The organism is Nocardia anaemiae NBRC 100462 (assembly GCF_001612725.1).
Taxonomy (GTDB): domain Bacteria; phylum Actinomycetota; class Actinomycetes; order Mycobacteriales; family Mycobacteriaceae; genus Nocardia; species Nocardia anaemiae.
Genome location: NZ_BDAZ01000047.1, coordinates 1 through 17,315 on the forward strand (window position 1 = coordinate 1; position 17,315 = coordinate 17,315).

At 68.4% G+C, this 17,315-nt stretch carries 3 protein-coding genes and 1 pseudogene; all 4 read left to right on the forward strand.

All coding sequences use genetic code 11. The annotated features are described in order from the left end of the window. Positions 1-1,175, forward strand: a 1,175-nt coding sequence (locus tag NA5_RS25855) for a type I polyketide synthase (protein WP_157110630.1), incomplete at its 5' end; no start/stop codon positions are given. Positions 1,176-1,325: 150 nt separating this feature from the next. After that, complete coding sequence (locus NA5_RS25860) at positions 1,326-6,539, forward strand: type I polyketide synthase (RefSeq protein WP_062990507.1); 5,214 nt, start codon at positions 1,326-1,328, stop codon at positions 6,537-6,539. 29 nt (positions 6,540-6,568) lie between these two features. Beyond that, positions 6,569-11,836 (forward strand): annotated as a pseudogene (locus NA5_RS41875) (type I polyketide synthase); the annotation flags it as partial. After that, complete coding sequence (locus tag NA5_RS25870) at positions 11,833-17,304, forward strand: type I polyketide synthase (RefSeq protein ID WP_062990511.1); 5,472 nt, start codon at positions 11,833-11,835, stop codon at positions 17,302-17,304. The pseudogene NA5_RS41875 and the gene NA5_RS25870, both read left to right, overlap by 4 nt. The last annotated feature ends 11 nt before the right edge of the window (positions 17,305-17,315 follow it).

The following is a 17,315-nucleotide window of genomic DNA, read 5'->3' on the forward strand; positions in this document are numbered from 1 at the left end:
AAGCGACCGGAGCGATGGAGCTGCAGGCGGAATTGACCGCTTCGGGCGCGGCCGTGCAGGTGGTGGCATGCGACGTAGCAGACCGTGACGCATGCGCACGCATGCTGGCCGCAATTCCAGACACCCATCCATTGACGGGCGTGGTGCATGCCGCAGGCGTGCTCGACGACGGCATGGTCGCGGCGCTGACACCGGCGCGACTGCGGAAAGTGCTGGCGCCCAAGGCCGACGGTGGCCTGCACCTGCACGAACTGACCCGCGACCTGGATCTGGCGTGGTTCGTGCTGTTCTCCTCGGTCGCCGGTGTGCTCGGTTCGCCCGGACAGGCGAATTACGCGGCGGCGAATGCCTTTCTGGACGAGCTGGCGGCTCTCCGACAGCAGGCGGGGCTGGCGGCGGTGTCAATCGATTGGGGCCTGTGGGCGGCCGAATCCGGGATGGGCGCCACATTGGACACCGTGAATACCGCGCGGATCGGCCGAGAAGGTCTGGCACCGCTGAGTGTGGAAGCCGGGCTGGCGATGTTCGATGCGGCGGTCCGACAGCCCGCACCGTCGGTCGTGGCGGCCGAGTTCGATCCGGCCGGATCGGTGGATGTGGCCGCGCTGCATCCGATGTTGCGCAGGTTGCTGGGCGGTCGGCCGAGCGCCGCCACCGGCACGGTCGCGGATCAGGGGTTGCGGCTCGCCGGGTTGACGCCCGAGCAGCAGGCCAAGCGGTTGCTGGAACTGGTCCGCTCACAGGTCGCGGCCGTACTCGGGCATCGCGGTCCCGAGCAGGTCGATATCGACGCGAACTTCCGTGAACTCGGCTTCGATTCGCTGACATCGGTCGAACTCCGCAACCGCCTCGCGGCCGCGACCGGGCTCCAGCTTCCGGCGACCACTGTCTTCGATCAGCCGACGCCGACCGCCATCACCGAGTATCTGATGACCCGGCTCGGAAACACCAGCGCCGACGATGCCAGCGAGATCGTGTCGACGCTGGATCGCACCCTGGCTCTGCTGCGTGACCGATCGCTCGACGACGACACCCGAAAGGCGGTCTCGGCCAGACTCATCCGCGCGCTGAACGAACTCGACGGCGCGGTGCAGCGCGACGCGATCTCCGCGGATGCGATCGAGGAGGCGGGCTTCGACGAGATGTTCGAACTCATCGATGAGGAGCTGAAGTGACCGAGCGGAGCGAGGGCACCATCAATACAGCACCAACGGTCGCAGCGGAGCCGAGCGCTAGCGAGGCGCAGCTGTGACCGAGCGGAGCGAGGGCACCATCAGCACGGCACCAACGGTCGCAGCGGAGCCGAGCGCTAGCGAGGCACAGCTGTGACCGATCGCGACGAGAAGACACTTGCCTACCTCAAGCGGCTGACCCTCGAATTGCAGAGCACGAAAAGGCGGCTCAAGCAGTTCGAACAGTTGCACGGCCCGATCGCGATCGTCGGCGTCGGCTGTCGGTTCCCGGGCGGTGTCGGATCGCGGGCGGCGCTGTGGCAGCTGGTTGCCGACGAACGCGACGTCGTCGGCGATTTCCCGACCGACCGCGGCTGGGGCGACCTCTACGACCCGGACCCGGACACGCACGGCAAAACGTACACCCGGGCCGGTGCGTTTCTCTATGACGCTTCGCAATTCGATGCCGAGTTCTTCCGGATCAGCCCGCGCGAGGCGCTGGCGATGGACCCGCAACAGCGGGTCCTGCTCGAGGTCGTCTGGGAGGCGCTCGAGGACGCCGGAATCGACGCGATGTCGTTGCGTGGCAGCGATACCGGCGTCTTCGTCGGTGTCAGCGGCTGCGTGTACGGACTGGGCAATGACGACGACGGGGTCGACGGTTACCGGATCAGCGGAAATCTGCCGAGCATCGTGTCCGGTCGAGTGGCCTACACCTTGGGCTTGGTCGGGCCCGCGGTATCCGTCGACACCGCATGCTCGTCGTCGCTGGTCGCGATCCATCAGGCGTGCGCCGCACTGCGGGCGGCCGAATGTGGCCTGGCACTGGTGGGTGGGGTGACTGTGTTGACGATGCCGACGATGTTCACCGACTTCGGCCGACAGCGGGGGCTCGCACCCGACGGCCGATGTAAGTCGTTCGCCGATTCCGCCGACGGCGTGTCGTGGGGCGAAGGCGCCGGAGTGCTTGTCCTGGAACGACTCTCGGACGCCGAAGCCAACGGGCATCGGGTGCTCGGCGTTATCCGCGGCAGTGCGCTCAACCAGGATGGGGGCAGCAACGGACTGACCGCGCCCAACGGCCCGTCGCAGGAACGCGTGATCCGAGCCGCGCTGGCGAATGCCGGACTGTCGCCGACGGATGTCGACATTGTCGAGGGGCACGGCACCGGAACGACGCTCGGCGATCCGATCGAGGCGCAGGCGCTGCTGGCCACCTATGGCCGCGGCCGGGAGCAGCCGATGTGGCTGGGCTCGGTGAAGTCGAATATCGCGCATTCGCAGGCCGCCGCCGGTATGGCGGGCGTGATCAAGATGGTCGAGGCGATGCGGCATCGGGTGCTGCCACGCACGCTGCATGTGGATGCTCCGTCGTCACAGGTGGATTGGCGCGAAGGCAATATCAGGCTGCTGACCGAAGCACGACCGTGGGAGTCGGTGGACGGTCGGCCGCGGCGTGCGGGGGTGTCCTCGTTCGGGATCAGCGGTACCAACGCGCACGTGATCGTGGAGGAAGCGCCGACGCCCGCGCCCGAACCCGAATCGACCCGGTCGCTGCCGGTGGTGCCGTGGGCGCTGTCCGGTCGGACCACGGGAGCCGTTGCCGCGCAAGTCGATCGGCTGCTCGGGTGGCTGGCCGATAATCCCGAGGCGTCGGCACTCGACGTCGGCGCGGCCCTGGCCCGTCGGGCACGGCTCGAGTACCGCGCGGTCGTGGTCGGCGCCGATCGGACGGAACTGGCCGGGAGGCTGTCTGAAATCGTCTCGGCGCGTGGGCTTTCGGGCGAAACGGTATTCGTCTTCCCCGGGCAGGGTGCGCAGCGGGTCGGGATGGCCGCGGAGCTGTTCGAAACGTTTCCGGTGTTCGCGGACGCGATTCGCGCGATCTGCGACCCCGCATGGCTGTTCGATCCCGGCACCGACCTCGACCGAACGGACCATACCCAGCTCGCACTGTTCGCGGTCGAAACCGCCTTGTTCCGGCTGCTCGAATCCTGGGGCATCAGGCCGGATCTGCTGATCGGGCATTCGATCGGTGAGATCACCGCGGCCCATGTCGCCGAGGTCTTATCGCTCGAGGACGCCGTGGAATTGGTGACCGCGCGCGGTCGGCTCATGGCGGCGCTGCCTGCGGACGGTGCGATGCTGGCCGTGGAAACCGACGAGGTCGGCGCGCTGCCGAGCCGGATTTCGCTGGCGGCGGTGAATGCGCCCGGGTCGGTCGTAGTGTCCGGTCCGGCCGCCGCGATCGACGAACTCGAGTCGCGGTGGGCCGACCGGCGCATGCGGCGACTGCGCGTGTCGCATGCGTTCCATTCCGAGTCGATGGCGCCGATGCTGGCCGAATTCGGCACTGTGCTGCGGAAGTTGACGTTTCGGCCGCCGCGGATACCGATCGCGTCCAACGTCACCGGACGGTTCGAGTCCGAGCTGTTCACCGACCCGGACTATTGGGTGCGGCAGGTTCGGGAGCCGGTTCGATTCGGCGATGGTGTCGCGGCGGCGGTGGCTGCCGGTGGCACCAGGTTCGTGGAGGTCGGGCCGGGCAGTTCGGCCTCGGCGATGGTCGCCGGGACGGTCGATGCCGAAGCCGCGGTGACGGTCGCGCTGCTGCGGCGCGAGCAGTCCGAGGTGCGGTCGGTCATGGCCGGGGTCGCTCGGTTGTTCACCGCGGGTGTCGCGGTGGATTGGCAAGGCGTCTTCGCAGGCACCGGTGCGCGCCGAGTGGACCTGCCGCTGTATGCCTTCGATCGGCAGCGCTATTGGCTGACACCATCGCCGCACGGTGGCTCGGATGCCGGGCTGTCGCATCCGGTTCTGACGGCGGTGCTCGAGGAACCCGACACCGGCGGGGTGCGCCTCACCGGAGAGCTGTCCTCGGCGGCGCAGCCGTGGCTGGCCGATCATCGCGTTCTCGGCAACGTGCTTTATCCGGCAACGGGTTTCGTGGAGCTGGCACTGCGGGCGGGCGCGGCGTGCGGGTGCCCCGTGGTGCGTGATCTGACGCTGCTGACGCCGCTGGCGATTCCGGCGTCGGGTTCGGTCACGGTGCAGGTATCGGTGCGTGTCGATGACGGAACCGGCGAACGGGCATTCGCGGTCTATGCGAACTCCGCTGGCGCCTGGACGTGCCACGCGGAAGGTGTACTCGCGCGGCAACAAGCCGATGCGGACTTCGCGGGATTCGGCGACTGGCCACCTGCCGGGGCGGTCGAGGTCGACGCGACCGGGATCTATGACCGGCTCACCGCCGTGGGACTCGAGTACGGTCCCGCATTTCGCGGGCTGCGTCGGGTATGGCGGCACGGCGAGGTGTGGTTCGCCGAGGCAGTGGCGGATGAAATCAGCTCCGGGGCCGAGCAATTCGCGATGCATCCGGTTTTGCTCGATGCGGTACTGCACACACAGGCGCTGGCACGCGGCACGGACGAATTCGAACCGATGGTGCCGTTCACCTGGGAAGGTGTCGTGGCGCGATCGGTCGCCCGTGGTGCCGTGCGTGCTCGGCTCACCCCCGTGGGGCCGGGCAGCGTGGCGATCGATATCACCGACGATGCGGATGTCCCCGTGCTGTCGGTGCGGTCGTCGACGCTGCGCCGGGCGTCGGTCGATCGGCTCGACCGGACACTGCATATGGTCGACTGGCGACCGGTCGATGCACCCTCGGCCGCTCCGGTGACCTGGGGCGCGTGGGGCGGCGACACGGTGCCCGATGTCGTTGTCGCGGACTTCCGGCGTACCGCGCCAGTGCTGCCGTCCGATGTGCGGTCAGCGACGCTGACCGCCCTGAAGATATTGCAGGAGTACACGAGTGACGATCGGTACGCGCGTGCTCGGCTCCTCGTGGTCACCTCCGGTGCGGTCGCCCTTCCCGGCGAGGGCGTCATCGACCTTGCCGGTGCCGCCGTGTGGGGGCTGGTGCGGTCGGCGCAGGCGGAGCATCCGGGTCGGTTCGTGCTCGCCGATATCGACGTAGAACTCGACAACGAATCTGTCGCGCGAGTGGTCGGCTCGGCAGAACCGCAGATCATAGTGCGCGGCGGTGTGATCCGGGTAGCGCGCCTGGTGCGGATGGCACCGACCGAGTCGATGTCACCTGCGCCACTGACCGATGGGGCGGTGCTGATCACCGGTGGCACCGGAGATCTCGGTACCGCGGTCGCACGGCATCTCGTCGCGAAGCACGGTGTTCGCGACATCGTGCTGGCGAGCCGTCGCGGTGCGGCGACGAGCGTTGCCGACGAACTCCGCGCGGCGGGCGCGCTCGTGCAGGTCGAGCGCTGCGACGTCGCGGATCGGAATGCGGTGCAACGGTTGGTGTCCGGGATCATCGCCGAACGGCCGCTCATCGGCGTGGTCCACGCCGCAGGTGTCCTGGACGACGGCGTCATCACCTCCCTGACGCCGGAGCGAATCGACGCGGTCCTGGCGCCGAAGGTGTCGGGCGCATGGCATCTGCACGAGGCGACCGCGCGGTCGAACCTGTCGATGTTCGTGCTCATATCGTCGGCCGCGGGCGTGCTGGGCGCTCCGGGACAGGGCAACTACGCCGCCGCGAACGCCTATCTCGACGCGCTCGCGGCATACCGCCGGGCAGACGGTGCGGTCGGTGTCGCGATGGCATTCGGACCGTGGGAAAGCGGCATGAGCGGGCGACTCGATGACGCGGCACGCAAACGCCTCGCCCGCAATGGTATTCGTGATCTGCCCCCCGCGGCCGCGCTGGCCGCCTTCGACCTGGCGCTGCACGCGCGGCAGCCGGTCGTCGTGCCCGTCGGCCTGGATCTCGCGGCCGCGGACCCCGGCACCGAGCTACCGTCGATCTTCGCGGCGCTGGCGCCGACACAGCGTCCCATCGCACGCGCGGCGGCCATGTTCGCCGGTCTCTCACCCGCGAAACGCCGTGCGGAGATCCTTCGACTCGTCCGCGCACACACCGCGGCGGTCCTCGGGCATCCGGGCCCGGCGGCGATCGCACCGGATCGGCCGTTCCAGGAGATGGGGTTCGATTCGCTCGCGGCGGTGCAGCTCCGCAACCGGATGCGAGCGGCGACCGGCCTCGACCTTGCCGCCACGGTCGTTTTCGACTATCCGACGCCCGCGGCGATCAGCGAATACCTCGCCGCCGAATTCGCCGGGCGTGCTGATGATCCGGTCGTGGACACCGACGATCGGATCCGTGCGGCGATCGGCGCGATTCCGCTCGACCGGCTCCGCACGGCCGGATTGCTCGACCAGTTGCTCGATTTGGCCGGTGCCGCGACCGTACCGGACGAGGTGGTCGGCAAGCGGGCCGAGCAGATCCGAGATATGGATGAGGAGAGCCTGATCCGCATGGTCCTGGGTGATCCGGACGGTCCGGCATGAGCGGCTCGGATACCCGGTTGGTCGAGGCGCTACGTCGCTCGGTCCTGGAAAACGACGAACTGCGGGCAGCGAATCAGCGGTTGACGGCCGCACTCGCCGAACCCATCGCGATTGTCGGAGCCGCCTGCCGCCTGCCCGGCGGTGTGACCTCGCGCGATCAGCTGTGGGACCTGGTCGCCGACGGCCGCGACGCGATCGGTGCCTTTCCGGTCGACCGCGGCTGGGACCCCGACCTCTATGATCCCGACCCGGACGCGGTAGGTCGGTCCTATGTGCGCGAGGGCGGGTTCCTCTATGACGCGGGCGATTTCGATGCCGGATTTTTCGGCATCAGCCCGCGCGAAGCCCTCGCCGCCGACCCACAGCAGCGGTTGCTGCTCGAGGTTTCATGGGAGGCGCTCGAGGACGCGCGGCTCGATCCGACCTCGTTGCGAGGCAGCGACACCGGTGTTTTCGCGGGTGTGATGTACCACGACTACGGGCAGATGAACCAGCTCGGCTCGATCGTCTCGGGCCGAGTCGCCTACGCGCTGGGCCTCACCGGTCCGGCAGTCACCGTCGACACCGCCTGCTCCTCGTCGCTGGTGGCACTGCACCAGGCGGTGGCGGCGTTGCGGGCAGGTGAGTGCGGTCTTGCTCTGGTCGGTGGTGTGTCGGTCATGGCGACGCCAGGTGTCTTCGTCGAAATGTCGCGGCAGCGCGGGCTTTCGCCGGACGGCCGCTGCAAGTCCTACGCCGCCTCGGCCGACGGGGTCGGCTGGTCCGAAGGCGCGGCAATGGTTGTAGTCGAACGGCTTTCGAGTGCCCGACGCAACGGCAGGCGCATCCTGGCGCTCGTGCGCGGGTCGGCGGTGAATCAGGACGGCACCAGCAACGGGCTGACCGCACCGAACGGACCAGCGCAGGAACGGGTGATCCGCGCCGCGCTGGCCAATGCCGGGCTGGGCGCCGACGATATCGACCTCGTCGAGGGCCATGGCACCGGAACGACGCTCGGTGACCCGATCGAAGCGCGCGCGCTCGTCGCCACGTACGGCAGGAAGCGGGATCGGCCGATCTGGCTGGGCTCGATCAAGTCGAACGTCGGCCACACGCAAGCCGCCGCGGGCGTCACCGGCGTGATCAAGATGGCGATGGCCATGCGGCACCATTCGATGCCTTCGACACTGCACGTCGATGCGCCGAGCCCGCACGTCGACTGGTCCGCCGGAACCGTGCGGCTGCTCACCGAATCGCAGCCGTGGCCGAAGGGGGAGGAGCCGCGCCGTGCCGCGGTGTCGTCGTTCGGCATCAGCGGCACCAATGCCCATGTGATCCTGGAAGAGCCACCGGCCGAGCCGGTCCCGGCCCGCCAGGGGCCGCCACCGCCGGTCGTGCCGTGGGTGATCTCCGGGCGGACCGCGGCAGCGCTGGCCGCGCAGGCGGACCGGATTCGCGACCGGGTGGTGGCCACACCGGAGCTCACTCCGGCCGATATCGGTGTGTCCCTCGCGGACCGCGCTCGGCTCGAGCACCGGGCCGTCGCGGTGGGCACCAGCCGCGCGCAATTGCTTACGGCGCTCGCGGATCCGATAGCGGGACAAGCGATATCGGGGAAGACGGCATTCGCTTTCCCGGGCCAGGGCGCACAGCGGCTGGGCATGGGACGCGGGCTGCACGAGGCGTTCCCGGTATTCCGCACGGTGTTCGACAATGCGGTCGCTGCCGTCGAACAGCACCTGTCCGCCGAGTTGCGGCCCGTGCTCTGGGGTGCGGACGAACCGGCGCTGACGCAGACGATGTTCGCGCAGAACGGCTTGTTCGCCATCGAGGTCGCGCTGGCCGCGCTGCTCGAATCGTGGGGCGTGGTGCCGGATCTCGTCCTCGGTCATTCGGTCGGCGAGATTGCCGCCGCGCACGTTGCCGGGGTGCTGTCACTGGAAGATGCCGCGCGGGTCGTCGCCGCGCGCGGCAGACTGATGCGGGCACTGCCCACCGGCGGCGCGATGCTCGCCGTCGCGGCGAGCGCGAGCGAAGTGCTGTCGCTGCTGCCGAGCGGTGTCGAGATCGCCGCGGTGAACGGACCAGCCGCCGTTGTGCTCTCCGGCGATGCCGACCGATTGGCGACGACAGCGGCGGAATGCGCCCGTCGCGACTGGAAGACCAGCAGGCTCGCGGTCTCCCATGCCTTCCACTCGGCAGCCATGGATCCGATTCTCGACGAGTTCACCGCCGTCATCGCGGACATCGCTGTCGGTCCACGACGGTTGCCGGTCGTATCGACCATGACCGGCGATTTCGCGCCCGAGGATTTTGGTACTCCGCGATACTGGCGACGGCAGTTGCGACAACCAGTGCTGTTCGCGGACAGTGTCGCCACCGCGGCCGCCGACGGCGCGGTACGGTTCGTGGAGGTGGGCCCGGGGGCCGCATTGACCGCGATGATCGCCGCCGCGGATATCGAGGCCGTCTCGGTGCCGCTGCTGCGCGGCGACGGCGACGAGATCGAATCGCTGCTAACCGGGCTCGGCCGCTTCGACGTCATCGGTGGTGCGGTGGACTGGACCCGCTATTTCGCGGGTACCGACGCGCGCCGCGTCGACCTGCCGTTGTATCCGTTCCAGCGGCAACGCTTCTGGGCGGTGCCCACGGGTGGCGACGTGACGGGCGCCGGTCTCGAGTCTTCCGGACACCCGTTGGTCGGCGCGGTCGTGGAATCGCCCGCCTCCGGTGGCGTCGTACTGACCGGACGGCTCTCGCTGCAATCGCAGCCGTGGCTGGCCGAGCACCGCATCTTCGGCCGCGCATTGCTGCCCGGTGCCGGATTCGTCGAACTGATGGTGCGCGCCGGTGACGAAGTCGATTGTTCCGTGGTGCAGGACATGACGATTCGGGCACCGCTGCCGATTCCGGAGACGGGCGGGGTCGCGCTGCAGGTCGTCGTCGACGGCGCGGACACCGACGGGCATCGCGCGATCGCGGTCTACTCGCGAGCCGACCGAGTGCGGGACTGGACGCTGCATGCCGAAGGAACACTGGTGCATTCGACGGCGGGGTCGGTGCCGCGCCCGTCGGCTTGGCCGCCGGAGGGGGCGACGGCTCTCGATGTCACCGCCGGTTACCACCATCTGGCCGAGCGCGGGTACGGCTACGGTCCTGCCTTCCGCGGGGTGCGACGGCTGTGGCGATCCGGCGACGAGATCTGTGCCGAGGTCGTGCTCCCCTCCGCCGCCGGTGATCCCGAAGGGTTCGGTATCCATCCCGCACTGCTGGACGCGGTACTGCACGCGGGCTTGCTCGCGGTGCGCGGTGAGGTGACCGCACTGCCGTTCGCCTGGCAAGATGTCGCCTTGCACGCGGTCCGGCCGAGCGCGGTCCGGGTCCGCATCAATCCGACCGGTGGCGAGGGTGTCTCGGTCCTTGTCACCGACGAGGCCGGGCGTCCGGTGTTGTCCGCGAGCCGGATCCTCGCGCGCCCCGTCTCGGTTGACCAGCTGAACAGCGAAGCGCCAGAGCATGATTCGCTGTTCCGAATCGAATGGGTTCCGGTCGATGCGGGAATCGACGAGGGCACCGTGTGGCAGCCGTGGGAAGAGGCCGCGACATCCGACCACGTCGCCACGGTGGTCGTCGCTCGTTGCGGAGGCGGATCAGGCGCGGTGCCGGGGCAGGTCCGCGCGACGGTCGGGCGGATGCTCGCTGTCCTGCAGGCGTTTCTGAGCGAGGAAAGATTCGCTGACAGCCGCCTGTTGGTGCTGACCGACGGCGCGGTGGCATTGCCCGGCGAGGACGTCGCGGATCTCGCGGCTGCGGCTGCTTGGGGCTTGATCCGCTCGGCACAGGCCGAGCAACCGGGCCGGATCGTGCTCGCCGACGTCGACAGCGACGTGCCGGTCGGCGCGCTGGTCGCCACGGGCGAACCCGAAATCGCTGTCCGCGCAGGGCGATACCTCATGCCTCGGCTCGTCTCAGTCGGTGGTCGGAAAACAACGGGTCCGGACCTGGCGGCTGGCAGCGTGCTGGTCACTGGCGGCACCGGCGCACTCGGCGCACAGGTCGCCGAGCATCTGGTGCGCGAGCACGGTGCGCGACGCCTGCTGCTCGTCGGCCGTCGCGGTGCCGCGGCGCCCGGCGCCGACGACCTGCTGGCCCGTTTGCGCGCACTCGGCGCCGAAGCGGATATCGTCGCATGCGATATCGCGAATCGAGATGCGGTGAGCGCGTTGCTTTCCGGCATTCCCGCGACCCGGCCGCTGGTCGGTGTGGTGCATACGGCGGGTGTGCTCGACGACGGAGTCGTCGGCTCGCTCACCGACGAGCGACTCGACACGGTGTTCGCGGCGAAGGTCGATGGCGCCTGGCACCTGCACGAGCTGACCAAGGACGCGAATCTCGAGCTGTTCGTGCTCTTCTCGTCGGTCGGCGGGCTGATCCTGCCGATCGGACAGGGCGGCTACGCGGCGGCCAACGTATTCCTCGACGCGCTCGCCGCGCATCGGCGGGCCGCCGGACTGCCCGCGACGTCGATGGCGTGGGGCCCATGGGAAGGCGCGCGAATGGGGTTGGCGCTCACCGACCTACAATTGCAGCGCATCCGCCGCAGCGGCATCCTGCCGCTGACGCCCGAGACCGCGATGCGGCTATTCGACGCGGCGGTCACCGGATCCGATCCCATGGTGCTGCCCGCACATATCGACCGGTCGGCGCTGCGCCGCAGCACCGGGGAGTTGCCCGCGCTGCTGCGCGGGCTGGCGCCCGCCGCGGCCCGGCGGCGGGCAGAATCCGATCACGCGTCCCCGGACGTGCGCGCGAAACTTGCCGCGCTGGCGAGCAGTGCGCGCCGCGACTACTTGAGCGAGCTGATGCGTGGAATGGTCGCCGACGTACTCGGGCACGGCGCAGCGTCGGATATCGATCCCGACACGGCGTTCAGCGAGCTGGGTTTCGACTCACTGGCCGCCATCGAACTCAGGAACAAGCTCAGAGCCGCCACGGGCCTCAATGCGGGCGTCGCGGTGGTATTCGACTACCCGACGGTCACCAAACTGTCCGGATGGCTGGCGCAGAGCCTGGGATTCGGCGACGAGCCGCGCGAGGACCGCTCGACCGACGCCGATATCCGCCGCAGGCTCGCGACGATTCCCATTGCCACGCTGCGCAGCAGCGGCATCCTCGACGCATTGCTGCGGCTGACGACGCCGAGCGAATCGGCCGAAGCCGATTCCGGTGACGAGCCCTCGATCGACGATATGGATTCCGACGAGCTGATCCGCCACGTCCTCACTTCGCAGCAACGACCGGACCGGGAGCAATCATGACCTCGACCGACGAATTGCTGAACGCGCTGCGCGTCGCCGCCAAGGAGAACGCGCACCTGCAGAAGGAGATCGCGGCGCTGCGCCGCCGTGACGCCGAGCCGATCGCCATCGTCGGCATGGGCTGTCGCTATCCCGGCGAGGTGAATTCCCGCGCGGCGCTTTGGGAGCTGGTCGCGACGAAACGCGACGTCGTCGACGGGTTCCCCCGAGACCGAGGCTGGCGTCCGGATCTGCACGACCCGACCGGCGGTGCGGGTCGGTCGTTCACCCGATCGGGCGGATTCCTTTACGACGCAGGTGATTTCGATGCCGGTTTCTTCGGGATCGGGCCGCGCGAGGCCGAGGCGATGGACCCGCAACAGCGAATCGTGCTCGAGGTGGCCTGGGAGGCGCTCGAGGACGCGGGGATCGACCCGATGTCGTTGCGGGGCAGCGACTCCGGGGTGTTCACCGGTGTCATGCATCATGACTACGCCGGTGTCGGTGGCGCCGGATCACTCGTATCGGGCCGCCTCGCCTATGTTCTCGGCCTCGAAGGACCGGCGGTATCGGTGGATACGGCGTGCTCGTCGTCATTGGTCGCGATCCATCAGGCGTGTGTGGCGCTGCGGCGGGGTGAGTGCGCGGTCGCGCTGGCCGGGGGTGTGACGGTGATGGCGACGCCGTGGCTCTTCATCGAATTCACCAGGCAGCGAGCGCTTTCCGCGGATGGTCGGTGTAAGTCGTATGCGGAGTCGGCTGATGGTGTGGGTTGGAGTGAGGGGGCGGGGGTGCTCGTGTTGGAGCGTCTTTCGGATGCCCTTGCCAATGGTCATCGGGTTCTCGGTGTGGTTCGTGGGAGTGCGGTGAATCAGGATGGTGCGTCGAATGGTTTGACGGCGCCGAATGGTCCGTCGCAGGAGCGGGTGATTCGGGCGGCATTGGCGAGTGCGGGGCTGACGGCTGGCGATGTGGATGTCGTCGAGGGGCACGGGACCGGTACGACACTGGGTGATCCGATCGAGGCGCAGGCGTTGTTGGCCACATACGGGCGGGATCGGAATCGTCCGGTCTGGTTGGGGTCGATCAAATCGAACATGGGTCATAGTCAGGCGGCCGCAGGGGTCGCGGGTGTGATCAAGATGGTGGAGGCGATGCGGCGTGGGGTGATGCCTGCGACCTTGCATGTGGATGCGCCGAGTTCGCATGTGGATTGGGACTCTGGTGGGGTGGCGTTGCTGACCGAGGCTCGTGCGTGGGAGTCGGTGGGGCGGCCACGGCGGGCTGCGGTGTCGTCGTTCGGGATCAGTGGAACGAATGCGCATGTGATCGTGGAGGAAGCTCCGGTCGAGTCGGCGGCGCAGGCGGGAACTCGGCGGGCGACGCAGGCGGGGACCGAATCGGCGCAGCTGGCACCGAGGACGGAGTCGCTGCTGCAAGCGGGGACCTGGGGGGCGCCGCCGCAAGTGGATACTGGATCGCCGCTGCGGGCTGGGCTCGGGTCGGCGGTGGTGCCGTGGCTGATCTCTGGTCGTTCGGCTGAAGCTGTTGTGGCACAAGCGGATCGACTGTCCGGGTTGGGGGCAGAGTCGGTTTTGGATGTGGGGTTTTCGTTGGCGACGACGCGGGCGCATTTGCCGTGGCGCGCGGTGGTGCTGGATCGGTCGGAGTTGGGTGCTGTTGTGCCGCGCCGGGTAGTTGCTGGAAAGACGGTGTTCGTGTTCACGGGGCAGGGTGCGCAGTACGCGGGGATGGGACGTGAACTGTTCGAGGCATTCCCGGTGTTCGCGGAATCAGTTCGCCAGGTGTGTGATCCGGCTTGGTTATTCGATTCCGACACCGACCTGGACCGTACCGACAACACACAGTTGGGTGTGTTCGCCATAGAGGTCGCACTGACGAGGCTGCTCGAATCCTGGGGCGTCGTACCGGATTTGGTGATCGGGCATTCGGTCGGTGAGATCAGCGCCGCATATGTGGCGGGTGTGCTGTCGCTCGAGGATGCGGTGCTTTTGGTGGGTGCCCGTGGCCGGTTGATGGCGGGGCTCCCAGCGGGCGGAGCGATGCTGGCAGTCGAGATAGATGTATCCGAGAACATCGATAAAGTTGACCCCGTCGGCGAGAGTGGCGTGCTCGTTGACCTGCCGGATGCGGTTTCGGTCGCGGCGATCAACGCTCCAGGGTCGGTCGTGGTGTCGGGCCCGGAGGCGGGCATCGCCGAACTCGAAAAACGCTGGGCCAATCGGCGCACCCGTCGGCTGACGGTCAGTCACGCGTTCCACTCGGTGTTGATGGAACCCATGCTCGATGAATTCCGCCGTGTGATGGCGGATTTGACACTCCAATCGCCGCAAATTCCGATCGCATCGAATCTGACCGGTGCGGTGGAGTCGGACCTGCTGATGGATCCGAGGTACTGGGTGCGCCAAGTGCGTGAGCCGGTCCGCTTCGCCGACGGCATCAGCACGCTTCGGCAGGCGGGCGGCACCCGATTCGTCGAAATCGGACCGGATGCCGTACTCGCAGGGCTTATCGATGCCGAGGCGGTGGTCGCGACTCAGCGTCGCGGGCGTGATCAGGTCGAAACCCTTGTCCGCGCGGTCGCCGAAGCGCATTGCGCCGGTGTCGATGTCGATTGGGTCGAGTTCTATGCCGGGACGGGTGCGCGGCGGGTGGATTTGCCGACGTATGCGTTTCAGCGGCAACGCTATTGGCTCTCACCGACGGCGCCTGTGGCTGATGCCGCCGGGTTCGGGCAGGAATGTGTCGATCATCCATTGCTGTCGACGGTGGTGTCGTTGGTCGGGTCCGGTGGGTGTGTTGTGACCGGTCGGTTGTCGGTGGTGTCGCAGCCTTGGCTGGCTGATCATGTCGTGTTCGGTTCGGTACTGCTGCCCGGTACGGGTCTGGTGGAGTTGGTGTCGGTGGCGGGGCGGTTGGTGGATTGTCCTCGCATCGAGGAGTTGGTGCTCGAATCGCCGCTGGTCTTCGATGCGGGGGTGGGGATGGCCATCCAGCTCGAAATCGCCGCACCGGATGAGCGCGGTCACTGCGCGGTGGTCGTCTACGCCAGGCCCGATAGCGACCATGAACCGTCATCCTGGAACCGCCACGCCACCGGTTCGGTTGCACCTGCCGGTTCCGTGCGCCCTGCGTTGCCGCAAGCACAGTGGGCTCCGGCCGATGCGGTGCCGGTGCCGGTGGCCGATCTCTACGCCGCACTGGCCGACCTCGGATATGAGTACGGCCCCGCCTTTCGGAACGTCCAGGCCGCCTGGCAGCGCGGCGACGAGATCTACGTCGAGATCGAGGCGCCATCGGCAGAGCTCGAAACAGGCGGTTGGGTTCACCCGGCGCTGCTGGATGCGGCATTCCACGTTGCGATTGCCGCCGCGGGCGATCTCCTCGAACCGGGAAAGGTGCTGCTGCCGTTTGCCTTCCATGGCGTATCGGTTGCCCGCACCGGCGCGTCACGGCTGCGGGTGCGGCTACGGCGCGACGGCGATCATCTGGCCGCGACTGTGACCGACGGCGTCGGGCAGCCACTCGCGACGATCGAATCGGTGCGTGTGGCCGCGGTATCGCGAAAACAGTTGGCGGCCTTGGGGAATCGCGACGCGCTGTTCGCTGTGGCATGGCATCCGGTAACGGCCGTGGCCACGCTGTCGGGATCGGTGTGGGGCATCGGCGATCCGTCCCAGGATCTCGGAGTGGCGGTGCAATGGTTCGCCGACGTCGCGAGCGTGGCCGCCGCGATGCCGGATACATCTGGTCCCCTCGCCGTCATACTGCCGTGCCGCAAGGGCGTCGGCGCGGTCGCGGCACGGGACATTGCGGTGGCGACGATGCAGGTGTTGCAGGAATGGGTGCGGCACGCCGAGTTGGCGTCGATCCCGTTGGTGCTCGTCACCGAGGGCGCGGTCGCGACCGGTGCCGCCGACACGCTGCCCGGTATCGCTCAGGCAGCGGTGTGGGGCCTGTTGCGAAGCGCGCAGCTGGAATATCCAGGTCGGTTCGCAATCGTCGACATCGACGGTACCGGCGCCGAAAACGTCTGGCCGATCGCGATGTCGGGTACGGAATGGCAACTGGCGGTACGGAACGGACGAGTCCTGTCGCCGCGCCTACTGCCCGCCGATATCGAGCCGGATTCGGGCGTGCGGTGGGACCCCGACGGAACAGTGTTGATCACCGGCGGTGGCGGCGCGCTCGGCCTCGCGGTGGCACGTCACCTGGTGCGCCAGCACGGCATGCGGCATCTGGTGCTGGCGAGCAGGCGCGGCAATGCGACCGAGAGTGCGGGACAGGTGACGGCCGAATTGGCCGAATATGGAGCACACGTCCGATGGGTGGCGTGCGACGTGACGGACCGGTCGTCGATCGCACAGACCATCGCGAATATCGATGCGGCACATCCATTGACCGCTGTCGTGCACGCGGCGGGCATCCTCGACGACGGCGTGCTCGCGACGCTGACGCCGGACCGAATCGAGCAGGTGCTGGCACCGAAGGTGGATGGCGCCTGGCATCTGCACGAACTGACGCGTGACCTCGAGCTGGCCGGGTTTGTGCTGTTCTCGTCGGTGGCGGGCACGATCGGGGCGCCGGGACAGGCGAATTACGCCGCGGCGAACGCGTTTTTGGATGCGCTCGCCGAATACCGACGGGCGCGCGGTCTCCCGGGGTGTTCGGTCGCTTGGGGACTGTGGGACCTGACCGAGGGGATGGCTGGCAGCCTCGACAAGACCGGTCGGGAACGGCTGCGCCGCGGCGGGCTGGCCGCGATGACGCCATCGGAGGCACTGTCGCTCTGGGATGCGACGATGACCGATGGCCGCGCGGCGATCGTGGCGGCACGATTCGACCGGCCCGGCATGCAATCCCAGGCAGCGGCGCTGGGGGCGGTGCCGCCGATATTGCGCGGGCTCGTCCGTGTGCCCGCACCGCCGAGTCTCGACGGCGCCCCGAGCGCGCAGGCCGCGGCGCGGCTCGCCGAACGGCTCTCCGGGCTGTCCGGCGATGAGCGGCAGCGCTTGCTGTCGGATCTGGTGTGCACGCAGGTGGCGGCGGTGCTCGGCCATCCGGGCCCGGACGCGGTCGATCCCGAATTGTCTTTCCAGGAGCTCGGATTCGACTCACTGGCCGCGGTCGAATTGCGCAACCGACTCGCCCATGCGTCCGGCCGCACCCTACCCGCGACCGCGGCGTTCGATTACCCGACCCCGACGACCCTCGCGGCGCACCTCGCAGCGGAGCTGTCGACCGAACACACCGAGCATTCCTTCGAGCAAGCGCTCGAAGCCCTCGCCAGCCGGTTCGACACCATGCCGATAACCACCGAAGACCGGCGCCGGTCCGCGAAACGCCTGCGCCGGTTGCTCGCCGACCTCGAGGACGGAGGATCCGAACCGATCGGTGACCGTGACGACGACATCCGAAGCGCGTCCGAGGACGAGCTTTTCGAACTGCTCGACGGCGAACTCGGCTAGCGCCGCCCCGA

Excerpts from the sequence above, each read along its gene's own strand:
- NA5_RS25870 (WP_062990511.1), top strand. The coding sequence starts at position 11,833 with ATGACCTCGACCGACGAATTGCTGAACGCGCTGCGCGTCGCCGCCAAG.